The organism is Streptomyces sp. Xyl84 (genome assembly GCF_059731885.1).
Map to the genome: position 1 here is coordinate 4,570,588 of NZ_AP029182.1, position 23,166 is coordinate 4,593,753.

Annotated in this window: 22 protein-coding genes and 2 tRNA genes; 15 read left to right on the top strand and 9 right to left on the bottom strand. The window is 73.5% G+C overall.

Annotated elements, in window-relative coordinates; translation table 11 throughout:
- Positions 1 to 58 precede the first annotated feature (58 nt).
- A complete protein-coding gene (locus AC6I72_RS19885; RefSeq protein WP_498002394.1) occupies positions 59 to 1,138 on the bottom strand; it encodes a Gfo/Idh/MocA family oxidoreductase in 1,080 nt (359 codons plus the stop codon).
- Positions 1,139 to 1,592: 454 nt separating this feature from the next.
- On the opposite strand from AC6I72_RS19885, the gene AC6I72_RS19890 reads away from it, so the two are divergent.
- From AC6I72_RS19890 to AC6I72_RS19945, 12 genes are all read left to right on the top strand, one after another.
- A complete protein-coding gene (locus tag AC6I72_RS19890) occupies positions 1,593 to 2,714 on the top strand; it encodes an ROK family transcriptional regulator (protein ID WP_498002395.1) in 1,122 nt (373 codons plus the stop codon).
- 300 nt (positions 2,715 to 3,014) lie between these two features.
- Positions 3,015 to 3,770: a GntR family transcriptional regulator gene (locus AC6I72_RS19895; protein WP_366725159.1), complete on the top strand. Its 756-nt coding sequence runs from the start codon at positions 3,015 to 3,017 to the stop codon at positions 3,768 to 3,770.
- 158 nt (positions 3,771 to 3,928) lie between these two features.
- Positions 3,929 to 5,053, top strand: a complete 1,125-nt coding sequence (locus AC6I72_RS19900; protein ID WP_498002396.1) for a TIGR03364 family FAD-dependent oxidoreductase — start codon at positions 3,929 to 3,931, stop codon at positions 5,051 to 5,053.
- 8 nt (positions 5,054 to 5,061) lie between these two features.
- Positions 5,062 to 5,778, top strand: a complete 717-nt coding sequence (locus AC6I72_RS19905; protein ID WP_498002397.1) for a phosphonatase-like hydrolase — start codon at positions 5,062 to 5,064, stop codon at positions 5,776 to 5,778.
- 1 nt (position 5,779) lies between these two features.
- Complete coding sequence (locus AC6I72_RS19910) at positions 5,780 to 6,832, top strand: ABC transporter ATP-binding protein (protein WP_498002398.1); 1,053 nt, start codon at positions 5,780 to 5,782, stop codon at positions 6,830 to 6,832.
- Positions 6,822 to 7,736, top strand: coding sequence for a 2-aminoethylphosphonate ABC transporter permease subunit (locus AC6I72_RS19915; RefSeq protein WP_498002400.1), 915 nt, complete (start codon positions 6,822 to 6,824; stop codon positions 7,734 to 7,736). The genes AC6I72_RS19910 and AC6I72_RS19915 overlap by 11 nt, the downstream gene beginning before the upstream one ends.
- Complete coding sequence (locus AC6I72_RS19920) at positions 7,723 to 8,520, top strand: ABC transporter permease (RefSeq protein WP_498002401.1); 798 nt, start codon at positions 7,723 to 7,725, stop codon at positions 8,518 to 8,520. The genes AC6I72_RS19915 and AC6I72_RS19920 overlap by 14 nt, the downstream gene beginning before the upstream one ends.
- Positions 8,521 to 8,603: 83 nt before the next feature.
- On the top strand, positions 8,604 to 9,656 hold the full coding sequence (locus tag AC6I72_RS19925; RefSeq protein ID WP_498002403.1) for a 2-aminoethylphosphonate ABC transporter substrate-binding protein: 1,053 nt from the start codon (positions 8,604 to 8,606) through the stop codon (positions 9,654 to 9,656).
- Positions 9,657 to 9,775: 119 nt separating this feature from the next.
- Positions 9,776 to 10,555: an HAD-IIA family hydrolase gene (locus AC6I72_RS19930; protein WP_498002404.1), complete on the top strand. Its 780-nt coding sequence runs from the start codon at positions 9,776 to 9,778 to the stop codon at positions 10,553 to 10,555.
- Positions 10,556 to 10,666: 111 nt separating this feature from the next.
- Positions 10,667 to 11,059: a hypothetical protein gene (locus tag AC6I72_RS19935; RefSeq protein WP_498002406.1), complete on the top strand. Its 393-nt coding sequence runs from the start codon at positions 10,667 to 10,669 to the stop codon at positions 11,057 to 11,059.
- Between the two features lie 14 nt (positions 11,060 to 11,073).
- On the top strand, positions 11,074 to 11,478 hold the full coding sequence (locus tag AC6I72_RS19940) for a hypothetical protein (protein ID WP_498002407.1): 405 nt from the start codon (positions 11,074 to 11,076) through the stop codon (positions 11,476 to 11,478).
- An 81-nt stretch (positions 11,479 to 11,559) separates the two neighbouring features.
- Positions 11,560 to 12,609 carry a glycoside hydrolase family 6 protein gene (locus tag AC6I72_RS19945; RefSeq protein WP_498002408.1) on the top strand — a complete coding sequence of 350 codons (1,050 nt, stop codon included), beginning with the start codon at positions 11,560 to 11,562 and terminating at the stop codon, positions 12,607 to 12,609.
- A 64-nt stretch (positions 12,610 to 12,673) separates the two neighbouring features.
- On the opposite strand, the gene glxA is transcribed toward AC6I72_RS19945, so the two are convergent.
- From glxA to AC6I72_RS19960, 3 genes are all read right to left on the bottom strand, one after another.
- Positions 12,674 to 14,611, bottom strand: coding sequence for a radical copper oxidase GlxA (gene glxA / locus AC6I72_RS19950; protein WP_498002410.1), 1,938 nt, complete (start codon positions 14,609 to 14,611; stop codon positions 12,674 to 12,676).
- A complete protein-coding gene (locus AC6I72_RS19955; protein ID WP_498002411.1) occupies positions 14,608 to 16,527 on the bottom strand; it encodes a glycosyltransferase family 2 protein in 1,920 nt (639 codons plus the stop codon). The genes glxA and AC6I72_RS19955 overlap by 4 nt, the downstream gene beginning before the upstream one ends.
- A gap of 454 nt (positions 16,528 to 16,981) precedes the next feature.
- A tRNA-Lys gene (locus AC6I72_RS19960) sits at positions 16,982 to 17,055 on the bottom strand.
- A 188-nt stretch (positions 17,056 to 17,243) separates the two neighbouring features.
- On the opposite strand from AC6I72_RS19960, the gene AC6I72_RS19965 reads away from it, so the two are divergent.
- The 3 genes from AC6I72_RS19965 to AC6I72_RS19975 all read left to right on the top strand — a co-directional run bounded on the left by AC6I72_RS19965 (position 17,244) and on the right by AC6I72_RS19975 (position 19,683).
- Positions 17,244 to 18,359 carry an SPFH domain-containing protein gene (locus AC6I72_RS19965; protein ID WP_498002413.1) on the top strand — a complete coding sequence of 372 codons (1,116 nt, stop codon included), beginning with the start codon at positions 17,244 to 17,246 and terminating at the stop codon, positions 18,357 to 18,359.
- Between the two features lie 107 nt (positions 18,360 to 18,466).
- Positions 18,467 to 19,072 (top strand): lytic polysaccharide monooxygenase auxiliary activity family 9 protein, encoded by a 606-nt coding sequence (locus AC6I72_RS19970; RefSeq protein ID WP_037853197.1) that lies wholly within the window; start codon positions 18,467 to 18,469, stop codon positions 19,070 to 19,072.
- Positions 19,073 to 19,224: 152 nt separating this feature from the next.
- Complete coding sequence (locus AC6I72_RS19975) at positions 19,225 to 19,683, top strand: DUF3592 domain-containing protein (RefSeq protein ID WP_498002415.1); 459 nt, start codon at positions 19,225 to 19,227, stop codon at positions 19,681 to 19,683.
- A 63-nt stretch (positions 19,684 to 19,746) separates the two neighbouring features.
- Here the strand turns inward: AC6I72_RS19975 and AC6I72_RS19980 are convergent.
- The 5 genes from AC6I72_RS19980 to ehuB all read right to left on the bottom strand — a co-directional run bounded on the left by AC6I72_RS19980 (position 19,747) and on the right by ehuB (position 23,138).
- Positions 19,747 to 19,820 (bottom strand) — tRNA-Lys (locus tag AC6I72_RS19980).
- 214 nt (positions 19,821 to 20,034) lie between these two features.
- Positions 20,035 to 20,814: an ectoine/hydroxyectoine ABC transporter ATP-binding protein EhuA gene (gene ehuA / locus AC6I72_RS19985; protein WP_498004748.1), complete on the bottom strand. Its 780-nt coding sequence runs from the start codon at positions 20,812 to 20,814 to the stop codon at positions 20,035 to 20,037.
- A gap of 52 nt (positions 20,815 to 20,866) precedes the next feature.
- Positions 20,867 to 21,517, bottom strand: coding sequence for an ectoine/hydroxyectoine ABC transporter permease subunit EhuD (ehuD, locus tag AC6I72_RS19990; protein ID WP_498002417.1), 651 nt, complete (start codon positions 21,515 to 21,517; stop codon positions 20,867 to 20,869).
- Complete coding sequence (gene ehuC / locus AC6I72_RS19995; protein ID WP_498002418.1) at positions 21,514 to 22,227, bottom strand: ectoine/hydroxyectoine ABC transporter permease subunit EhuC; 714 nt, start codon at positions 22,225 to 22,227, stop codon at positions 21,514 to 21,516. The genes ehuD and ehuC overlap by 4 nt, the downstream gene beginning before the upstream one ends.
- Positions 22,224 to 23,138 carry an ectoine/hydroxyectoine ABC transporter substrate-binding protein EhuB gene (gene ehuB, locus AC6I72_RS20000; protein ID WP_498002419.1) on the bottom strand — a complete coding sequence of 305 codons (915 nt, stop codon included), beginning with the start codon at positions 23,136 to 23,138 and terminating at the stop codon, positions 22,224 to 22,226. Before ehuB ends, ehuC begins: the two co-directional genes overlap by 4 nt.
- Positions 23,139 to 23,166: the final 28 nt, after the last annotated feature.

A 23,166-nucleotide genomic window follows, 5' to 3' on the forward strand; every position in this document is an offset into this window, starting at 1 on the left:
GCTGCGGGCTGCGGCGGCTTCGCGGGCTGCGGGGGCTTCGGGGGCTGCGGTGCGCTCGTCACAGTCGCACCGCCACGCCGTCGCGGGCCGAGCGGCGGGCCGCCTCCAGGACGTCCAGCGCGGCGGCGGCCTCGTGGGCGGTCACCGGGTTCGGGGCGCCCTCGCGCAGCGCGGCGGCCACGGCGGCGTAGTACGCCGGGTAGTCGCCGGGCAGGGTCGGTACGGGGCTGCCGCCGCCGGACACCGGGGACTCTCCCGCGCCGATACGGCCCCACAGGGACTCCTCCTCGACGCCCCAGCCGTCCGGGCCCGGACGCGCGCCCTCCCGCAGCGCGGCCTCCTGCGGGTCGAGCCCGTACTTGACGTAACCGGCCCGCGAGCCCAGCACCCGCAGGCGCGGGCCGAGCTGGGCGGCCGTCGAGGAGACGTACAGGTGGGAGCGGACGCCGTTCGCGTGGGTGAGCGCGAGGAAGGTGTCGTCGTCGGCCTCGGCACCCGGCCGGCGCACGACCGACTCGGCGTACACCTGCGTGGCCGGACCGAAGAGCACCAGCGCCTGGTCGACCACGTGGCTCCCGAGGTCGTAGAGCAGACCTCCGATCTCTGCGGGGTCGCCGGACTCGCGCCAGCCGCCCTTCGGCTTCGGGCGCCAGCGCTCGAAGCGGGACTCGAAGCGCCATACGTCGCCCAGTTCACCCCGCTCGACCAGTGCGCGCAGGGTCAGGAAGTCGTTGTCCCAGCGGCGGTTCTGGAAGACGGACAGCAGGAGTCCGCGCTCCTCGGCGAGGGCGGCGAGGCCGCGCGCCTCGGCCGCCGTGCCGGCGACCGGCTTGTCCACCACCACCGGCAGCCCGGCCTCCAGCGCCGCCGTGGCGAGCGGCACGTGCGTCTTGTTCGGGGAGGCGACGACGACCAGGTCCAGCTCGCCGGCGCGGGCGAACAGTTCGCCGGCGTCCGCGGCGAGGCGGACGTCCGGGAACTCCTCGCGGGCCTGCGTCTGCCGTTCCTCGTTCGAGGTGACGACCGTGTCGAGGGTCAGGCCCTCGGTGGCGGCGATCAGCGGGGCGTGGAAGACGGAACCGGCGAGGCCGTAGCCGATGAGGCCCACGCGGAGGTCGCGGAGGGGGGTGCTAGTCATGCCTCCTACTTTCGCAACGCTGTTGCCTAAGTGCAAGCGCGGGGGAGAATGGGGGCGGACGGTGCCGCGGAGGCAAGCGGCCGGACGCGGAGGAGGACGCCCACCGCGCCCAGTGGCGGAAACGGGCCGCGCGAGCGGTGGGCGGGCGGGAGCGGGAACGGTGGAAGTGCACGGTGACGACGACGGTGAGGCCACGGGGACGGCCCGGGCTGCCGGTGCGCCGGGAGCGGCCCAAGTGAGCGGTGCGGCCGGTGCCCACGGTGGGCTCACGCCCGCTGGGCCTGAAGCGGCGGGCGTTTCCGCAGCTGTGGAGGCTTCCGGGGAGGCCGGGACTTCTGGAGGGGCCGGTGGGCCTGGAGGGGCCGGCGCGCCCGCTGGGCCTGATGCGCACGCCGAGCCCGGTGCGGTCGCGGGTTCCGCCGTGGTGACCGGGGAGGCGGCGCGGAGCGCGAGGGTGCGGGGTGCGGGCGGCGGGGCCAACCTGCTCGCCCTGCGCAGCCACAACACCGCCCTCGTGCTCGATCTGCTGCGCGGGGCGGGGGCCGCCGGGATCAGCAGGCTGGAGCTGGCCGAGCGGACCGGCCTCACCCCGCAGGCCGTCAGCAAGATCACCGCACGGCTGCGGGAACGCGGACTGGCGGCCGAGGCGGGACGCCGGGCCTCCACCGGGGGCAAGCCGCGGACCGTGCTCCGGCTGGTCCCGGAGGCCGGGCACGCGGTGGGCGTGCACGTCGAGCGGGACGAGGTGCGGGCGGTCCTGGCCGACCTGAACGGCACCGTCACCGGCGAGCGGCGCCGGCCGCTGGACCTCGGGACGCAGGCCGGCGCCGTCGTGGAGGCGGTGGCGGAGCAGGTCGAGGCGCTGGTCACGGAGGCGTTCGGGGCCGGCGCGCGGAAGGCGTCCGCCGCCTCGCTCCTCGGGGCCGGGGTGGCGCTGCCCGGGCCGCTCGACCACGGGCGCGGGGTGCTGCACCGCGTCACCGGGTTCCCCCAGTGGGACGGGTTCCCGCTGCGGGACGCGCTGGAGCGGCGGCTCGGCGTGCCCGTCATCGTCGACAAGGACACCAACGCGGCGGCGCTCGGAATCGCCGTCACCGGTGAGGGCGGCGGCTCCTTCGCCTACCTCCACCTCGGGACGGGGCTCGGGGCCGGGCTGGTCATCGGCGGGACCGTGCACCGGGGGGCGCGTACCGGGGCGGGCGAGTTCGGGCACCAGGTGATCCAGCTGGACGGGCCCCCGTGCGCCTGCGGGGACCGGGGGTGCGTGGAGGCGCTGTGCCTGGCCGCGGTCGCGCGCGGGGACACGCGGGAGGCGGCACGCGTGCTGGGCGCGGCGGCCGCGAACCTCGTCGGGCTGCTGGACATCGACCTGGTGCTGCTCGGGGGGCGCACGGTCGCCGAGCGGCCGGAGGCGTTCGTGAGCGGGGTGGGGGCGGTGGTCGCCGCGCGGGCCCGGCGGGGCGGGCTGCCGGGCGCGGCGGTGCCGGTCCGGCAGGCGCCGGCCGGGGCGCGCGGGGTCGCGGAGGGCGCGGCGCAGTTGCTGCTGGCGCCGTTGTTCGGGCGGGAGGAGGGGTAGGCCCCGCGCTCCTGCGCACCCGCCCTCGGCACGGGCCGCCCCGGCTGGTCCGTGTCGACCCCCCACCCGTACGACGGGCCCGCGGCACGCCGTACAGCGGGCTCGCGTCACCTCCGTACGGCAGGGCCCGCGTCACCTCCGTAGGACGGGTTCCCGGCCGTCCGTAGGACGCGCTCCCGGCCGCCACCCTGTCGCTCCGGGCCGCCGCCCCGCTGCTCGCCGCCGCCAGGGCGGGCGTGGGCGGTGCCCTGACCCGGAGGCGGCGCCGAGCGCGCGCCCCGGGTCTGCGACGATCCCTGCGTGGACTATCCGAACGACCAGGCCCCCGGCGCCCCGGTGCGCTCCGGCATCCCGGAGCACGGCCGGATCCCCAAGTACTACGCGGTGAAGGCGAGGATCGACCGCCTCGTCGGGGAACTGGGCGAGGACCGGCCGATCCCCACCGAGCGCGATCTGTCCGAGGAGTACGGGGTCGCCCGCGAGACCGTGCGGCAGGCGCTGCGCGAGCTGGTCCTGGAGGGCAAGCTCAGGCGCCGCGGCCGGGGCACGGTCGTGGCGGGACCCAAGCTGGAGCAGCCGCTCTCGCTGGCCAGCTACACGGAGGGCGTGCGGCGCCAGGGCCGTACGCCGGGGCGCACGCTGGTCGGCCTGGAGCGGTTCCCGTGCCCGGACGCGCTCGCCGCCGAGACCGGACTCAGCCGCGGCGAGCCCGTCTGGCACCTGGAGCGGGTGCTGCTCGCGGACGAGGAACGGGTCGGCCTGGAGAGCACCTACGTGGCGGTGGCGCGCGTCCCGCGCCTGGACACCGACTTCGACCCGGACTCGTCCTTCTACGCCTACCTCCAGAGCCTGGACCTGGCCTTCGGGGACGCCGACGAGCGCATCGAGACCGTGCTCGCCACCCCGCGCGAGGCGCTGCTCATCGGCACCCCGCCCGCGCTGCCCATGCTGCTGATCCACCGCGTCTCGCGGGACGCGCAGGGACGGCCGCTGGAGCGGGTGCGCAGCCTCTACCGCGGGGACCGCTTCTCCTTCACCGCCCACCTGAACGGCTGACGCGCCGGCCGTGGCACGCCGGCCGCGGGACGCCCCCACCACCCCCCGCACGACAGTAACGAAAAGATAACGGGTCTAGCCCAATCGTGATGCCTCGTTCAGGCTCTCGTTGTCAGCCGGACTCTTCCGGTTCTCCCTCCGAGAGGAACGTCGTCGTCGTGAAAGTGACAGTCGTCGGAGCCGGCGTGGTGGGCACCATGCACGCCTGGCAGGCAGTGGAACGCGGCCACGAGGTCGTGCAGATCGAGCGCGAGGCCGAGGCCCGCGGCGCCTCGCTGCGCAACTTCGGGCAGATCTGGGTGAGCGGCCGCGCGAGCGGCGAGGAGCTGGAGACGGCCCTGCGCGCCCGTGAGCTGTGGGAGGAGATCGGCGGCCGGGTACCGGCCCTCGGCTTCCGGGCCAACGGCTCCCTCACCCCCGTGCGCGGCGCCCTGGAACACGCCGTGGCCGAGACCGCCGCGGCCGCGCCCGACGCCGCCGCCCGCGGACACAAGCTGCTGACCCCCGCCGAGGCCCGCGCCCTCAACCCCGCCCTGCGCGGGGACTTCGACGCGGCCCTGTACTGCGAACGGGACGCGGCCGTCGAGCCGCGCACCGCCCAGCGCGCCCTGCGCGCCGAACTGCTCAAGCACCCGAGGTACACCTTCCTGCCGGGCCGCGAGGTCCGCGAGGTCGTCGGCGCGGGCGCCGTCCGCGACGACCACGGCGACGTGCACACCGCCGACGTGGTGGTCCTCGCCACCGGCGCCTGGCTCGGCGGCCTCGTCCGGGAACTGGCCGGTCCCGGCCTGCCCGTGCGCCGCGTCCGGCTCCAGATGATGCAGACCGACCCGCTCGGTGAGGAGCTGCCCACCTCGGTCGCCGACGCCGACAGCTTCCGCTACTACCCGGCGTACGCCGGCGCGGCCCTGGACGCGCTCAACGCGGGCCGGCCGCAGCCCCGGACCGCCGCCGAGCACCGGATGCAGCTGCTCATGGTGCAGCGCGCCGACGGCGGACTGACCATCGGCGACACCCACGAGTACGAGCACCCCTTCGCGTTCGACACCGTCGAGGACCCCTACGAGCACCTCACCGCCGTCGTCGAGTCCCTGCTGGGCCGCCCGCTGCCGAAGATCCGCCGGCGCTGGGCCGGGGTGTACGCCCAGTGCACCGACCCCGGCCGGGTCGTCCACCGCCAGCAGGTCCGTGACGGCGTCTGGCTGGTCACCGGGCCCGGCGGGCGCGGCATGACCTGCTCCCCGGCGATCGCCGAACGCACCGCGAACGAACTGGGCTGGTGAGAGAACCCATGACCGAAATCCACACGAACACCGCGCACCCCGCGGACATCCGGCTCGTCGTCCTCGACATGGCCGGCACCACCGTCGCCGACGGCGGCCTGGTCGAGCGGGCCTTCGCCGCTGCCGCCGCCGAACTGGGCGTCGCACCCGGCTCGGCCGACCACGCCGACAAGCTCGCCTACGTCCGCGCCACCATGGGCGAGTCGAAGATCTCCGTCTTCCGGCACCTGTTCGGCACGGAGGAGGCCGCCCAGCGGGCCAACACCGCCTTCGAGAAGGCGTACGGCGACCTCGTCGACGGCGGGCTCGTCACCCCCGTGCCCGGCGCCCGCGAGGCCGTCGAGGAACTCCGGGCCGACGGCCGCACCGTCGTCCTGACCACCGGCTTCGCCCGCGTCACCCAGGACGCCGTCCTCGACGCGCTCGGCTGGCGCGGCCTGGTGCCGCTCACCCTGTGCCCGGCCGACGCGGGCGGGCGCGGGCGGCCGTACCCGGACATGGTCCTGGAGGCCTTCCTGCGCACCAAGGCCGCCGAGGACGTGCGCCAGGTGGCCGTCGTCGGTGACACCTCCTACGACGTGCTCAGCGGCGTCCGCGCCGGGGCGGGCCTGGTCGCCGGCGTGCGCACCGGGGCGCACGGCGACGCCGAGTTCCGCGCCGCGGGCGCCACGCACGTCCTCGACTCGGTCGGAGCCCTGCCCGCCCTGCTCCGGGGAGAACGGTGAGATGAGCATCCGCTTCGACTCCGTCACGGTCGCCTACGACGGCAACGTCGTCCTCGACTCGCTCGACCTCACCGTCGCGCCCGGCGAGGTGATGGCGCTGCTCGGGCCGTCCGGGTCCGGCAAGACCACCGCGCTGCGGGCGGTCGCCGGGTTCGTCCGGCCCGTGTCGGGGCGGGTGCTCCTGGGGGAGCGGGACGTGACGGACCTGCCTCCCCACCGGCGGGGCATCGGCATGGTCGTGCAGCAGTACGCCCTCTTCCCGCACCTGCGGGTCGAGGACAACGTGGCCTTCGGCCTGAAGGCCCGCCGGGCCGGCCGGGCCGAGATCCGCGCACGGGTCGGCGAGGCCCTGGAGATGACCGGGATGGCCGCCTACGCGCGCCGCCACCCCCGGGAGCTGTCCGGCGGCCAGCAGCAGCGCGTGGCCATCGCCCGCGCGCTCGCCATCCGCCCCGCCGTCCTGCTGCTCGACGAACCGCTGTCCGCGCTGGACGCCCGGCTGCGCTCCGGCATGCTCGCCGAACTGGCGCGCCTGCACCGGGAACTGCCCGACGTGTCCATCCTGTACGTCACCCACGACCAGATCGAGGCGCTGACCCTGGCCGACCGGATCGCGGTGATGGACAAGGCGCGGCTGCGTGCCTGCGGCACGCCCCGGGAGCTGTACCGGGCCCCGGCCGACGAGTTCACCGCGTCCTTCGTCGGCAACGCCAACCTGCTGCCGGTCACCGTGACGCCCCGGGGCGCCGCCCTCGGCGACGCCGAGCTGACCCTCGACACGGCGGGCGCGGCGGCCGGGACGCGGGGCACCCTGTGCGTACGCCCGCACCTGGTCGGCCTCGGTGACGGCCCCAACCGGCTCACCGGCACGGTCAGCGAGGTCCAGTGGCGCGGCTCGACGCACCGGCTCTACGTCGACGTCGCCGGCCACCCCGTGATGGCGGACGTGCCCGAGCTGCGGCGGCCCCCCGCCCACGGCGACACCGTCAGCCTGCACTTCGCCGCCGAGGACGCGGTGCTGCTCGCCGCGGGGGTGAGCGGCGATGAGCACTGAGCCGCTCACCACCGCGGCGCCCGCCCAGGTGCCCGGCCCGGGCACCGCCGCCCCGGCGCCCTCCGCCGCGGTGCCCGCCCCCCGCGGCGCCCGGCGCCTGCTGTGGGCGCTGCCCCCGGTCGCGCTGCTCGCCGTCTTCTTCCTCTACCCGCTGGTCCTCGTGGTCCAGCAGTCCCTGAGCCCCCAGGACGGCGGAACCTCCGTCCGGCCCTACGCCGACGTCTTCGCCTCCGACGGCTTCCGCGAGGCGCTGTGGACCACCGTGTGGCTGGCGCTCGCCTCGACCGCCGGATGCCTGGTGCTGGGCTTCCTGCTGGCGCTGGTCATCGCGTTCGTACCGTTCCCCGGGGCGAAGGCGGTCGCCCGGTTCATCGACGTCTTCCTCTCCTTCCCGTCCTTCCTCATCACGCTGGCCCTGCTGTTCGTCTACGGCCGCACCGGCCTCGCCAACGGCCTGTGGGCGCAGGCCGGTGGCACACCGGACGGCCCCTTCCAGTTCCTGACCACGCCCTGGGGCGTGCTCCTGGCGGAGATCACCTACTTCACGCCGTTCGTGATGCGCCCGCTGCTCGCCGCCTTCACCCAGCTGGACACCGCCCAGCTGGAGGCGGCCAGTTCCCTGGGCGCCCGCGCCCCGCGCATCGTCCGGCAGGTGATCCTGCCCGAGGCGCTGCCCGCGCTCGGCGCCGGCGGCTCCCTGGTGCTCGTGCTGTGCCTCAACGAGTTCGGCATCGTGCTCTTCACCGGCGCCAAGGGCGTCACCACCCTGCCGATGCTCGTCTACGGCAAGGCGATCCTGGAGTCCGACTACCCGGGCGCGTGCGTGGTCGCCGTCGTCAACGTCCTGATCTCCGTGGGCCTCTACGGCCTCTACCGGGTGGTGAGCCGTCGTGCTGGTGCATAGCCGGGGGGCCCGCTGGGCCACGTGGACGGTGTTCCTCGTCCTCTTCCTGCCGCTGTTCGCGCTGCCCCTCCTCGTCGTCCTCGGCGCCTCCTTCGCCACCCACTGGTCCGGTGTCCTGCCCTCGGGCCTCACCACCGGCAACTACCGCGCCGCCACCCGCGGCGAGGCCCTCCAGGCACTGACCACCAGCCTCGTCACCGCCACCGCCGCGAGCCTGCTCGCGCTGGCCGTGGGCACCTGGGCCGCGCTGGCCGGGGCCGCCCTGAAGAAGGCACACCGGCGGGTGCTGGACGCGCTGTTCGTCCTGCCGGTCGCGGTGCCGTCGGTGGTGGTCGGACTGTCGGTCCTGGTGGCGTTCTCCAAGCCGCCGGTGCTCCTCAACGGGACCCGCTGGATCGTGCTCCTCGCCCACACCGTGCTGGTCACCGCCTTCGCGTACCAGTCCGTCTCGGCCGCGGTCCGCCGCCTCGACCCGGCCTACGAGCAGGCCGCGGCCTCGCTCGGCGCCCGGCCCGCGTACGTGCTGTGGCGGGTGCGGCTGCCGCTGCTGCTGCCCTCGCTCACGGCCGCCGCCGGCCTCTGCTTCGCCCTGTCCATGGGGGAGCTGAGCGCCACGATGATGCTCTACCCGCCCGACTGGACGCCGCTGCCCGTGCTGGTCTTCGCGGCCACCGACCGGGGTGCGCTCTTCACCGGTTCCGCCGTCGCCGTGGTGCTGATGGCCCTCACGCTGCTGGTCCTGCTGGCCGTCTCCCGCGTCCGCACCCGGGCGGCCTACCGCTGACCCGCACCCGTTTGCCTTCCCTTCCTCCCTCCCTCTCCTTCCCCCGTCTCTGCCGTCCGCCGCCGCAAGGAGTCCGCCCCGCCATGCCCAGGAACACCCTCAAGCCCGCCGTCGCGCTCGCCCTGCTCGCCACCCCCCTGCTGTCCGCCTGCGGCGGCTCCTCCTCCGCCGACGACAAGTCCGTCACCGTCTACAGCGCCGACGGCCTCAAGGGCGAGAACGGCGACGGCTGGTACGACCGGGTCTTCCAGGACTTCGAGAAGCAGACCGGCATCAAGGTCAAGTACGTCGAGGGCGGCTCGGGCGAGATGGTGCAGCGCGCCGTGCGCGAGAAGGCCAACCCGCAGGCCGACGTGCTGGTCACCCTGCCCCCGTTCATCCAGCAGGCCGACGGCAGGGGACTGCTGCAGAAGTACGCCCCGAAGGGCGCCGACCAGGTGGGCCCCGCCGACAAGGCGGCCGACGGCACCTGGACCTCCGTCGTCAACAACTACTTCGGGTTCGTCTACGACAAGAAGGAGCTGAAGCCCGCCCCCACCACCTGGGAGCAGCTCCTGGACCCGAAGTTCAAGAACCGGCTCCAGTACTCCACGCCCGGCGTCGCCGGTGACGGCACCGCCGTGCTCGTCAAGGCCATGCACGACTTCGGCGGCAAGGACGCGGCCCTGGCGTACCTGAAGAAGCTCCAGTCCAACAACGTCGGCCCGTCCGCCTCCACCGGCAAGCTCGCCCCCAAGGTGGACAAGGGCGAACTCCTCGTCGCCAACGGCGACGTCCAGATGAACCACGCCCAGTCCAGGACCCTGCCCCATCTCGGCATCTGGTTCCCGGCCCGGCAGGGCGGCAGGCCCACCACCTTCGCGCTGCCCTACGCCGCCGGGCTCGTCACCAGGGCCCCGCACTCCGAGAACGGCAGGAAGCTCCTCGACTTCATGCTCACCCGGCAGGCCCAGCAGCAGGTCAGTGAGATCGGCGGCGGCTTCAGCGCCCGCCAGGACGTCCACGCCACCGACGCGAACGCCACCGCGCTGGCCGCCCTGATGAAGGGCGTGGAGGTCTTCCGGCCCGACTGGTCCGACATCGACGAGAACCTGACCGCGTACGTCGAGGACTGGAAGCGGGCCACCGGCAGCTGACCGCCCGGCCGGGCCCCGGTCCCTCCGGAACAGCGCAGCGCTGAAGCGTTCCGGCAAGATCCGGTCACTGGTTAGGCTGGGGCCCACGCAGGCCCGCGTACGGCAGGAGAGCGAAACCCATGGCAGACCGCAAGCCCATCGAGTCGTGGCTCACCGACATGGACGGTGTCCTGATCCACGAGGGTGTTCCGATCCCCGGCGCCGACGCCTTCCTGAAGACGCTGCGTGATTCCGGCCGGCCGTTCCTGGTGCTGACCAACAACTCGATCTACACCCAGCGCGACCTGCACGCCCGGCTGCGCCGCATGGGCCTGGACGTGCCGGAGGAGAACATCTGGACCTCCGCGCTGGCGACCGCCCAGTTCCTCGACGACCAGCGGCCCCGCGGCAGCGCCTACGTCATCGGCGAGGCCGGCCTGACGACCGCGCTGCACGACATCGGCTACGTCCTCACCGACCACGACCCCGACTTCGTGATCCTCGGCGAGACCCGGACGTACTCCTTCGAGGCCCTGACGAAGGCCGTGCGGCTGATCAACGACGGGGCCCGGTTCATCGCCACCAACCCCGACAACGTCGGCCCCTCCGTGGAGGGCGACCTGCCCGCCACCGGCTCGGTCGCCGCCCTGATCACCGCGGCGACGGGCAAGAAGCCGTACTTCGTGGGCAAGCCCAACCCGCTGATGATGCGGGCCGGGCTGAACGCGATCGGCGCCCACTCCGAGACCTCCGCCATGATCGGCGACCGGATGGACACCGACGTGCTCGCCGGTCTGGAGGCCGGGATGCGCACCTTCCTCGTGCTGACCGGCGTGACGCAGCCCAAGGACGTCGACCGCTACCCGTTCCGCCCGTCCGAGGTCATCGACTCCATCGCCGACCTCGTGGAACGCGTCTGACACCGGCCCCGGGCGGCCCCTGACCCGCCGGTCACCCGTACGGAGCAGTACCGGCCGGTCGCGGATGCGGTCCCGGGGTCCGTGACGTCTCCTGGTACCGGAGGTGTCACGATGGGTTCGCTGCGCCTGACTCTGTGCACAGGACTGCTGGTGGCCGGTGCCTTCGCCCCGGCCATGGCCCCCGCCACCACCTCCGGCAGCATCCAGGGAGCGGCCGGGGCCGGTGGCGGCCGTGCCCCGGCGTCCGCGCCGCCCGCCCCCGGTGACGCCGTCGCCGTCGTCCCCGCGCAGGCGCGCCCGGCCCGCTCCGCCCCCGCGGACCCGCACGCCGTCGCGGCCGCGCCCGGCATGGCGCACGCGGTGACCGGACTGGTCCTCGCGGGCGCCGCGGCGGCGGCCGTCGTCCTCCTTCCCCGGGCACGCGGCGCACGCGGTGCACGCGGCGCGGCCCGCCCCGGGGACGACGGCGAGGACCCGCACGGCCGCCGGCGGACCGAGGACTGAAGGACGGGATCACGATGTCCGACACCGATCTCCCGCGCGTCAGCGAACGCCTGCGCGTCACCGATCTCCCGCGGGTCACCGATCTCCCGGGCGTCACCGAACGCCCGCGCGTCCCCGCACGGCCCGACGTGACCGAACGTCCGTGCGCCACCGCACGGCCCGGCGGCACCACCGGTCTCCCGCGCGTCACCGACCGTCTCCGTGGCCTCGGCCGGCTCGTCGCCGGGCTGGTCTGGGTGGTGCTGCTGCTGGCGCTGTGGCAGTGGGGCGGCGCGTCGGCCGAGGCAGGGCGCCGGCCGGCCGCGCCGACGACCGGCGACATGGCCGCCGTCGGCCGTCCCGCCCAGGACCACCCCGCCCGGCGCCCCGAACTCCCCGGCCCCGCCGTCTCGGTGTACCTGCCCCGAAGCGGCCCGTGAGCGTGCCGCCGCCTGGCAGCATGGAACGCGCGGAATGCGGGAGATGCGGCCGTACGGCCCGGTGCACCGAGGGGGAGTCGTATGCACGGCACAAGGGGTGCGCACTCGCACGCCCCCGCGGCGCGGACCCGGGCGTGCGCGGTGCTGCTGGGTGCGGCGCTGCTGGTCACCGGGTGTTCCGCCGGGGGCGGGGGAGGAGACGGGGCGGGCGGGGCCGGCGGTGCGGGGGCCGCGGTCACCCAGCGGCCCCGGGCGGCCGGCCCGTTCTGGGTCGACCCGGACAGCCGGGCCGCCCGCCAGGTCGCCGCCTACGCCGAGGCCGGCCGGAAGGCCGACGCCGAGCAGATCCGCAAGATCGCCGGACAGCCGACCGGTGAGTGGATCGGACCGGAGAACCCCGAGCAGGAGGCGCGCGGCTTCACCGAGGCCGCCGCCCGGGCGGGCCGTACCGCCCTGCTCGTCCTCTACGACATCCCGCACCGCGACTGCGGCCGGTACTCGCGCGGCGGCGCCGCCGACGGCGACGCCTACCGGGCCTGGGTCGACGGCGTCGCCCGCGGCATCGGCGACCGCGCGGCCACCGTGGTCCTGGAGCCGGACGCGGTGCTGCACCTGGTGGACGGCTGCACCCCGCAGCAGTACCAGGAGGAGCGCTACGACCTCCTCAAGGGTGCCGTCGCCACGCTCAAGACGCTCAAGAACACCAGGGTCTACCTGGACGCGGGCAACGCCGGCTGGGGCCGGCCCGAGCAGATCTTCGAGCCGCTCCGGCGGGCGGGCGTGGACCGGGCCGACGGCTTCGCCGTCAACGTCTCCAACTTCTACTCCACCGGTGCCTCGCTCGCCTACGGCAAGCACCTCTCCGCGAAGGTCGGCGGCAAGCACTTCGTCATCGACACCAGCCGCAACGGCAACGGCCCCTACACGCAGGGCGATCCCGGCGAACGCTGGTGCAACCCGCCGGGCCGCGCCCTCGGCGAGGCCCCCACCACGAAGACCGCCGACCCCCTGGCGGACGCCTATCTGTGGGTCAAGCGCCCCGGTGAGTCCGACGGCACCTGCAAGGGCGGGCCGGCGGCGGGCGACTGGTGGGACACGTACGCGCTCGGGCTGGCGCGGGCGAGCGGGTAGCCGCGCGGCGCGGACCCCCGGGGTGCCCCGCGCGAGGGAGGAGACCCCGGGAGCCGGGCGGGGCCTAGGGGACCTTCACCCACAGCGCCTTGCTGGGCGTGCCCCGGTCGTCGTCCACGAACAGCATGTACCAGCCCGACTGCACCAGGTTCCGGTTCCGCGGGACCGTCACCGTGACCTTGTCGCCGGACGCGTGGAAGTCCAGCGCGATCGAGCGCTGGTCCACGTCCGTGACGTGGGTGGAGGCGCTCGGCCGGATCAGCCGGGCCTTCCTGATCACGGTGGCGTGCCGCGAGGTGAACGTGCCCGACGTGCCCCGCGCGAGGGTCCGCGGCCCGCCCGACAGCGAGGGCCGCGCGCCCCGGTACAGGTAGGGCGGTGTGTAGATCTCGATGCGCTGCTCGAACGTGCCCGGCCTGGTGCCGGCCTTGTCGCCGTAGAGCGGGTCGGAGCCGAAGAACATCACCCGGCCGTCGGGCAGCAGGATCGAGCCCGCGTGGTAGTCACGCCCCACCAGCGGGTCGGCGACCCGGCGGAAGGCGTTGGTCCGCGGGTCGTAGAGGCGGGCCTGGAGGATGTCCGAGTCGCCGCGGCCCCGGTAGTCCCTGGAGCCGCCGGAGACCAGCACGGTGTCGTCGGGCAGGACCGAGGCCTGCGGGTAGCGGGTGCCCTCGTCCAGCGCGGGACCGTCGGTGAAGTGCGGGTTCTTCGCCTTCAGGCCGATGAGCCGGGTCTTCCTGCTGGACAGCCGGGACTCGCCGACCCCGCCGCCGCCGATGACCAGGAACCTCTCGTCCTGGGCGGGCGGCAGCAGCACCGTGCCGGACGTCTCCAGCATGTTCGCGTCGCCCATCCCGGGCAGCTCGGTGAACGCGTTGCTCGCCACGTTCCAGATCCCCGGCCTGCGGCCGACGTCGTCGGGACCGTACCCCGCGTTCGAACCGGAGTAGAAGATCCTGCCGTCCTGCATCAGGAACAGCGCCGGGTAGGTCGGGAACTGACGGGTTTTCGGGGTGTACGTCCACTTTCGCGTGCCCGGGTCGAAGATCTCGTTCTTGCCGGGGACCAGCTGGCCGATGTCGTCGAGGCCGGAGACGCCGAGGATCCTGCCGTCGCCGAGCGTGGTGAGCGTCGGGTACCAGCGGGCCTCGTGCATCGGGTCGGCCTTGAGGTACTTCTCGGCGACCGGGTCGAACTCGTAGGTGTCCCGGATCCCCTGGAAATCCTTCTTGTCCAGGGCGAGCTTCTGCGCGATGCCGTAGGTGTTGCGGGCGTCGGCGCCGGACAGGCCATGGATCCGGTAGTTGTCCTGGGTGCCGGTCTCGTAGCGGGCGCCGCTCTTCTGCGCCTCGACGTAGATCCGGCCGAGCCCCGCGGTGGTGCCGAGGAACTTCCCCGTCCCGCGGTCGAAGTTCTTCCGTGCGCGCGGCACGAGCACCGGGTCCCTGGAGACGAACGTCCTGCCGTTCGCCTTCCCGGTGAACCGCGTCCCGGCGGGCAGCGTGACCGGCTTGTCCGGGTTCTCGTTGTGGACGATCATCAGGCCGCCGGCCTTGGTGACGTCGCCCTTGAGCTTCTCGTACCGCTTGGTGCCGCCCGCGACCAGGATGCTGCCGTCGGCCAGCTGGGTGTGGCCGGTGCAGAACAGGTCGTTCGGCGTGGGCACCTTCCTGACGGTGCCCCTGACCGGGTCCCACACGCGCGAGTCGAACTTCCTGGCGTCGAAGTTCGCCTGGTCGTTGCCCGAACCGGCGACCAGCAGGACCTTGCCGGTGTGCAGCAGCACGGCGTGGATGGTGTCCTGCCGGTACTCCCGGGGGAACTCGACGATGTCCCAGTGCCCGTTGGCCGCCTTGTACCCGGGCTCGTCGATCTTGTACTGGTGGTAGCGCTCCGTGCCGAAGCGGTACAGCCACGGCCCGTTCGTCCCGGCCAGGGCGAGCACCACCACCGCCCCGATCCCGATCCGGCGGGCCCGGCGGAGGCCGGCCTGGTCCCTCATGCGATCCGTCCTCCCGCTCCGTGCCCCGCGTACGCCGGTGGCACGGCGTCCTGCGGGACGTCCTCCGGTTCTGCCGCCCCGGGCACCGGAGCCGCCCCCGCCGGGGCGGGCGCCGGGGCGCGCCGGGTACGCCGCAGCGACCAGCACCGGGCGGCCACGGGCGAGACGGTGATGAGCAGGGCGAGCGCGGCCCAGGTGAGCATCGCGGGGTGGGCGTGGCCGCGGGCGAGACCGGCCGCGATCGAGCCGCCGAAGACCAGGACGAAGAACCAGTGGACGCGGAACGTGCCGAACAGGGTGTCGGGGCTCGCCGACTCGCCCTTCGGTGTCACCACGAACCCGCTCCGGCGGCGCAGCACCGCGTCCATCAGCGAGCGGGCGTACACCGGCGCCGACAGCGCGGACATCACCATGCCGGCCACCCCGCCCGACCCCTCGGGCTCGTGCGGGGAGACGTTGTGCCGCCGGTTCCAGACGTACAGACCGATCTGGAGCGCGGACGCGTTGCCGTACAGCATGAGCCACACGGCCGGGTCGATGTTCACGCCGGAGGCGCCCAGGCCCAGGAAGAGCGCGCAGCTCAGCGCGGCCAGGATCCAGTTCAGCGCGGACATCGGATAGAAGATGACCAACGTGGTGTAGTGGAGGAGCCGGCCCGGCGGCAGCGAGCCGAAGCCCTTCCAGTACTGCTTGAGGATCGTCTCGTACGTCCCCCGGGACCAGCGCAGTTGCTGGGTGAAGAAGTCCGTCCAGGAGTTCGGCCCCTCGCCGACCGCGAGCACGTCCGGGGTGTAGACGGACCTCCACCGGCGGCCGGTGGCCGGGTTCTTCGCGCGGTGCATCTCGAACCCGGTCGCCATGTCCTCGGTGATCGAGTCGTACAGGCCGCCGATCTGCTTGAGGGCGCTGATCCGCACGGCGTTGGAGGTGCCGACGAACATGGGCGTGCCGTAGCGGTTGCCGGCCCGCTGGATCAGCGCGTGGAAGAGGAACTGCTGCGACTCGGCGGCCTTGGTGACGAAGGTGTCGTAGTTGCCGTAGACCTGCGGGCCGATGACGAAGCCGACGTCCGGGTCGCGGAAGTAGCCGAGCATCCGCTCCAGGTAGTTGGGCAGCGGCACGTGGTCGGTGTCGACGGAGGCGAAGAAGTCGTACTCGTCCCCGTGCGCCTGGAGCCAGGCGTTGTAGTTGCCGTGCTTGGTCCTCGCGCGGTGCGGGCCGCTCGGCCGGTTCCAGCGCTCGACGCCCTTGCGGGTGAAGTGGTGCACGCCCAGGCGCGCGCAGACCGCCTTCACCTCGGCGTCGTCGCCCTCGTCGAGCAGCCACACGTGCATGACGCCCCGGTGCCGCAGCCGGACGGCCGCCCGCAGGGTCCGCGCGACCATCTCCAGCGGTTCCTTGCCGGGTACGAAGGTGGTGAGGAAGGCGACGCGGGTACCGGCCTCCGGCACCACCGGGACCGGGTCGCGGGCGACCAGGGTGGCGTGCGCGTTGGACAGCACGTTCAGGCAGCGGAACAACTCGATCAGACCGATCGAGACGAGCATGACCCCGTCGAGGACCGGCAGGAAGCCGTAGGCCGGGTGGTCCCGCTCGGTCCAGTGCCGCGGCTGCATCAGCCAGGCCAGCAGGACCAGGGAGAGCAGCGGCGCGGCGGCCGGCATCAGCGCGGCCCGCAGCCGGTGCGGCTCCTGCGAGAGCAGCGAGCGGTACTGCACCTGGTAGGGCCGGTCCGGGGCGGGCCGGGTGAGCGGTCCGGCCAGGCGGCTGTAGTGCTCGTAGTCGTATCTCGGCAGGGTGCTCCTGATCCTGCGGAAGGCGCCGGTGGTGCTGCCGGTGCGGCGCGCCGGCCCCCGCGGCCGGGTCGTCTCGGACGCATCCTGCTGGTGCCGGGCGCCCGACGGCGTCGACGTCATGACTCATCCCCCCACACGCCGGTCAGCGCGTGTTGATCCGGTTTCGTACCGGTTGCATGGCTGCCCGCCTCCGCTGCCGTCGACGCAACGGGACCCCTTTTCCCACGCATCGGGCACCTGGTTCAAACGATCTTTCGAAAAACCCGCGCGCCCCCCGCACCGCCCCCGCGGGCCCCCCGTCGCCTCCCGCAGCGCCCCGCGGTCCCCAACTGCCGCTGGAGGACGGGATGGTGGCGGCAAGGGCTCTAGGGTTCAGCGCGATCGCAAAATGCCAAAAGCGGAGTTAACGGCTCATATGCACGCAAGAGGCGCGGGCGCACAGGAGTGCGAGCGGGCGAGGGCGGGGTGAGCGCCGGGCCGGCGAGGGGGCCCTGCGGGGCGCGGTGTGGGCGCGCACAAAAGAAGACGGCGGTCATGCTCGCGTCTTCCGCGAACACGACCGCCGTCGTCACCGTGCGCCGCCAGGGACTCGAACCCCGGACCCGCTGATTAAGAGTCAGCTGCTCTAACCAACTGAGCTAGCGGCGCCTGCTGACGTGGACAACTTTACAGGACGCGGTGAGGTGCCCGTGACCACGGCCGGGGCGGCGGACCTGCTCCGGAAGGCGTCGTTTCCATCATTCGGACCGTCAGGCATGCGTATTTCCGGGCCGATTGTGACACTGATCAACGTGCACAGATCCGGACAAGTCCGTATGGAGTGTGACGTGGATCGCATGGAGCTTCCGGCTGACCGGCCGAATCGTTCCTTCCCCCGGCTCATCCAGAACGAGGCGACCACCGAGATCCCTCTCCACCTGCTCTTCCGGGACGATCCCGGCCCCGGCGGGCTCGACCGCGACCCTCCCGCGGCCGCGCTCCGGCCCGCCGTGGTGGGCAGCAGGCGCGGCACCGGCGAGCAGCCGCGCCAGCGCCGCCGGGTGCCCGCCCCGGCCGGCCCGGCGCCCGCCGCCGATCCCGGGCTGGTGGAGCGGCCGGCCCGGGTGCTGCCGGGGGCCGCCGGTGTCCTCGTCGGTGCGTGCGGGACGGCGGGCTGCGTGCTCACCTCCTGGTGGGCGGGGGTGCTGCCGCCGCTCGCGGCCCACGCGCTGCGGCTGCCGGCCGGCGCGGGCGCGGGGCTCGGCCTGCCGCAGTGGGCCGCGTACGCCGGGGCCGGGGCGCTCGCCCTGTTCGGCTTCGGCGGGCTGACCCGGGGGCGGTCCGGGCGGGCGTGGGTGCTCGGGCTGTTCGGCCGCTACCGCGGGACCGTCCGGCGTGCCGGGCTGCTGTGGATCAATCCGCTCGTGCCGCGCCGCGGTGTCGACGTGCGGTTGCGGCACTGGCGCAGCGAGCCGATGCCGGCCGCCGACGCGGACGGGATCGCGCTGCGGGTGGCGGTGCTCGTGGTCTGGCGGGTGCGGGACACCGCGCGGGCCGTGCTCGGGGTCGACGACCACGAGGCGTACCTGCGCGCGTGCGTGGAGGCGGCGCTGGCGCGGGTGACGGTGCGCGGCGCCGGGGGCGTGCGGGGCGCGGTGGAGGCGGCCGGGGAGGCGCTGACCCGGTGGGTGGCGCGGGAGGCGGAGCCGGTCGGCCTGGAGGTGTTCTCCGTCCGCCCGGCGTGTGTCGAGTACGCCCCGGAGGTCGCCGGCGCCATGCACCGGCGCGGTGTGGCCGCCCTCGACGCCCGCGACCGGGCCAGTGCCCTGACCTCGGTGGTGGACTCGGTCGAGGACACGGTGACCCGGCTGACCATGCGCGGGCTGGTCGATCTGGACGACGGCGAGCGCAAGGTGCTGGTGCGGGACCTGACGGTGGCGTTCTGCGCCGGACGCCGGGAAACCATCCCGTGATTGGTATGGACATGTTCAAGTAGTCGCCATAGCCTGGTTCTTGGTCTAGACCAACGCACACAGTCCTGCTCAGCGAACTTCCCCACACGTTCACCAGGAGCGACTTCATGCGCACCAAGGCCAAGCTGTACGCGGCCGTGCTGGGCCTGACCACCGCCGGAGCCCTCGTGCTCTCCGCCGGCGGCGCCAGCGGCCACGGCTACACCGACCTCCCCATCAGCAGGCAGCTGCTCTGCGCCGACGGCACGGTGCGGGGCTGCGGCGAGATCCAGTGGGAGCCGCAGAGCGTCGAGGGCCCCAAGGGCTTCCCGGCGCGCGGCCCGGCGGACGGCCACCTGTGCTCGGGCGGCCTGGACCGGTTCGGGCAGCTCGACGGCGCCCGCACCCCCCAGGGTGCCGCCTGGCCCACCACCAAGGTCACCGGCGGCCAGAGCTACACCTTCCGCTGGCAGTTCGAGGCACGGCACGCCACGACCGACTTCAAGTACTACGTCACCCGGCAGGGCTGGAACCAGGACCACGCCCTGACCCGCGCGGACCTCGACACGACCCCGTTCCTGACGATCCCCTACGGCGGCAAGCAGCCCCCGGCCACCCTCAGCCACAGCGGCACCCTGCCCAGCGGCCTGAGCGGCCACCACGTCATCCTCGCTGTCTGGACGATCGCCGACACGGGCAACGCGTTCTACGCCTGCTCGGACGTCACGTTCTGACCCCCCGGCCCGGCCCCGGGGTCCGCCGGGAGCCCGCCCGGGAGCGGCCCGGCGGTTCTCAGAGCTTTCCTTGAGCGACCGGCGCGGCCGGCGTGGGTAGCCTCCCGCCCACGCCGGCCGATCACGGCCGCGCACGGCGCTCGGGGGGCTCCATGGAAACGCTCTTCTACATCGTCCCGGCACTCATGGCGGGCGGTGCGGTCTGCGCACTGGTCGTCGTCGCCCGGCAGGCGAGCCGCCTGCGCCAGGCCTGGCGCAGCGGCCTCACCGCTCAGGCCCGGTGCCTGCGGGCGTACCCGGCCGCCAGCGGCGGCGGCACGTCCGAGAGCATCCGGATGCACCACGTGTACGAGTTCACCACGCCCGAGGGGCGCGCCGTGCGGTTCGCGGAGAGCGGCGGCCCGGCGACGGTCGTCGAGGGCGACGTCGTCACCGTGCGCCACCCGGCCGGGCGGCCGGAGCGCGCCACGGCGCACGCCCCGGCGCCGGGTCTGCTCGCGGCCGGTCAGGGCTGCGTCTGCGTCTTCCTCGGGGTGTTCATCGCCGGGTGCCTCGCGTTCATGGCCGTCGTCCACGTGGTCTTCTCGGTGTCCGGCGGCCTCCTGCCGTGAGCGGCGGGTGTGCGAAAAGCGGTGAGGCCGGTTCACGTCGTGTGAACCGGCCTCACCGTTGCGTGCGCCGCCAGGGACTCGAACCCCGGACCCGCTGATTAAGAGTCAGCTGCTCTAACCAACTGAGCTAGCGGCGCATGACTCCCGCCGTCCGCTTCCCGCGGCCGGCGACGAAGAAAATACTACCCGGTCCCCGGGGGTGCTCGTGACCACCACCGGGGACCACCGGGAGGGGGAGCGGGACCGGGTCCGGCCCCGCCGGCCCGCACGCCGGCCCGCGGACCGGCCGCGGACGTGGGCGCGGGTGCGGGAATGCCACGGAGGCAGACCCGCCGGGCCCCCGCGGCCAGGTCACAGCACCGCGCTGAGGAACTCCCGCGTCCGCTCCTGCTCCGGATCCCCGAATATCTGTTCCGGCGGCCCGGCCTCCACCACCCGCCCCGAGTCGAACATCAGCACCTGGTCGGAGATGTCCCGGGCGAAGCCCATCTCGTGGGTCACGCACAGCATCGTGATGTCCGTGGAGCGGGCGATGTCCCGCAGCACGTCCAGGACGCCCGCGACCAGCTCCGGGTCGAGCGCGGAGGTCACCTCGTCCAGCAGCAGCACCTGCGGCCGCATCGCCAGCGCCCGGGCGATGGCCACCCGCTGCTGCTGGCCGCCGGACAGCTGCGCGGGCCGCGCGTCGCACTTCTCGGCCAGCCCCACCAGCTCCAGCAGCTCCCGCGCGCGGACCTCCGCCTCGTCCCTGGACAGGCCGAGCACCGTGACGGGGGCCTCGGTGACGTTCCGCAGCACCGACATGTTCGGGAACAGGTTGAAGTGCTGGAAGACCATGCCGATCTTCTTGCGGATCTCCCGGACCCGCTTCTCGGGCGCCGGGAAGAGCTGCTCGCCGTCGACCATGATGGTGCCCTCGTCCGGCCTGGTCAGCGTCATCAGCAGCCGCAGGATGGTCGTCTTGCCCGACCCGGAGGGGCCGATCAGCGTGACGTGCTTGCCGGCGTCCACGCGGAAGTCCAGGCCGTCGAGGACCGTGTGGCCGCCGAACCGCTTGGTCACGTTCTCCAGCCGGACCAGTTCGCCCCGCCCGGTCAGGGCGGCGGCCCGTTGCTGCCGGGCCCGGTGCACGGAGCCCTCCGGTTTCCCGGCGTTCTCGGGGGTCTCGGGATTCTTCGTGGCGTCAACGGACAAGACGTCGCTCCAGTGCTCGCAGGAGGAGGGAGGCCAGATAGGAAACGAGGACGAAGGCCACGCCGATCACGGTCAGCGGCTCGGTGAACTGGAAGTGCTGCTGCGAGAACAGGCGCGCCTGCCCGAGCATCTCCAGCACCGTGATGGCCATCAGCAGCGGTGTGTCCTTGAGCATCGAGATGACGTAGTTGCCGAGCGCCGGGACCACGCGGCGCACCGCCTGCGGCAGGATCACCGCCGTCCAGGTCCGCCGCCGCGGCAGGTTCAGCGCCGTCGCCGCCTCCCACTGGCCGGCGGGCACCGCCTCGATACCGGCCCGGTAGACCTGCATCGTGTACGTCGAGTAGTGCAGCCCGATCGCGAGGACGCCGGTGGTCAGCGCCGAGAACGTCAGGCCCCACTCGGGCAGCACGTAGAAGAGGAAGAACAGCTGCACCAGCAGCGGGGTGTCCCGGACGAACTCCGTGACCACCCCCACCGGCCAGCGCACCCACCGGGTCGGCGCCCGCATGAGCAGCGCCCACACCAGCCCCAGCACGAACGAGATCACCGAGCCGAGGACCAGCGCCTGCAGCGTGACGAGCAGACCGTCCCACAAGTGCGGCAGGAAGTCGCGTACGGCGCCCCAGTCCCAGTTCACGCCGCACCACCCCCGACCGGCGTGCCCACCGGTTCGGGCGGCGTCACGGCCCCGTCCCGCACCGCCTTGCCGGCGCCCCGCTTCAGCCGCTTCTCCAGCCCGCGCATCAGCCGGGTCAGCGCAAACGCGATCACGAAGTAGATGAGCAGGACGTACGTGTAGATGTGGGCGCTCTCCTGGAGCGCGAGCCGCACCAGGTTCCCGCTGAACGCCAGGTCGCCCATGCCCATCACCGACACCAGCGAGGTGCCCTTGAGCAGTTCGATCAGCAGGTTGCTGAACGGCGGGATCATCTCCGGCACCGCCTGTGGCAGCAGGATCAGCCGCATCCGCTGCCAGGGCGTGAAGCTGAGCGCGACGCCGCCCTCACGCTGCGCCGGGTCGACGGAGTTCAGCGCGCCGCGCACGATCTCCGAGCCGTAGGCCCCGTAGGTCAGCCCCAGCGCGAGCGTGCCCGCCCACATCGGCACCAGCTGCCAGCCGAAGGCGGGCGGCAGCACGAAGAACACCCAGAAGATCATCACCAGTGCGGAGGTCCCGCGGAACACCTCGGTGTAGAAGCCCGCCAGGAAGCGGACGATCCACAGCCGGTGGGTGCGGGCGACACCCACCACGAAGGAGACGGCGCAGGCCAGCAGCGCGCTGAAGAACAGCAGCTGGAGGGTGATCCACACGCCCTGGAGCACGAGTTCCCACAGTCCTGTCGTCATCCGCCGCACAGCTCCTTCGCGGTCAGATCGGTCATCTCGTCCCGCGAGAACCCGAAGGGCTTCAGGATCCGGAACAGCTCGCCGCTCTTCTTCAGCCGGTGCAGCTCGGCGTTGAAGGCGTCCCGCAGCTTCGTCTCGGTCGGCCGGAAGGCGAAACCGCCGCCGTCGACGTGCGGCCTGCCCTTCACCAGCGGCGCGAACGGCTTGGTGGCCTCGGCCTTGGAGGACTTCCTCACCACCTCGCGGGTGGTGAGCGCGGTACCGGCGAAGACGTCCACCCGCCCGGCCTCGACGGCGTTCAGCCCCGCCACCTGGTCGGGCACGATCAGGATGTCGCTCTGCCGGTACCCGGCCTCGACCGCGTACCGGATCTCCGCGTAGCCGGTCCCGGTGGCGAACCTGGCCTTCTTCGCCACGACGTCCCTGTAGTCGTGCAGCCCCTTCGGGTTGCCCTTGCGGACGATGAACGAGTCGAGCATCCGGTAGTCGGGATCGGCGAACAGGACCTGCTCGCAGCGGTCCGCGTTGATGTACATCCCGGCGGCCACGACGTCGAACTGCTGGGAGTTCAGGCCCGGGATCAGCGAGCCGAACTCCGTGGGCACGGGCTGCACCCGGTCCACCCCGAGCCGCTTGAAGATCACCTTGGCCAGTTCCGGCGCCTCGCCCGTCACCTTCCCGTCCTTGCCGATGTACCCGAACGGGATCTCGCCCGCGATGCCGAGCCGTACGACCCCCTGGGCCCTGAGCCGGTCCAGGAGGTCACCGCCGCCCGCGGCGGACGCCGTGGCCACGCGACTGCACCCGGCCGCGCCGAGCGCGCCGGCCGCCGCGACCCCCGCGAGCAGCGACCGGCGGCTGGGCCGCCCGGGCGTCCGTCTGCCTCTTCCAAGTCCATGTGGTGGAGCCATGAGCGCGCCGCTACCCAACCGAACCGAA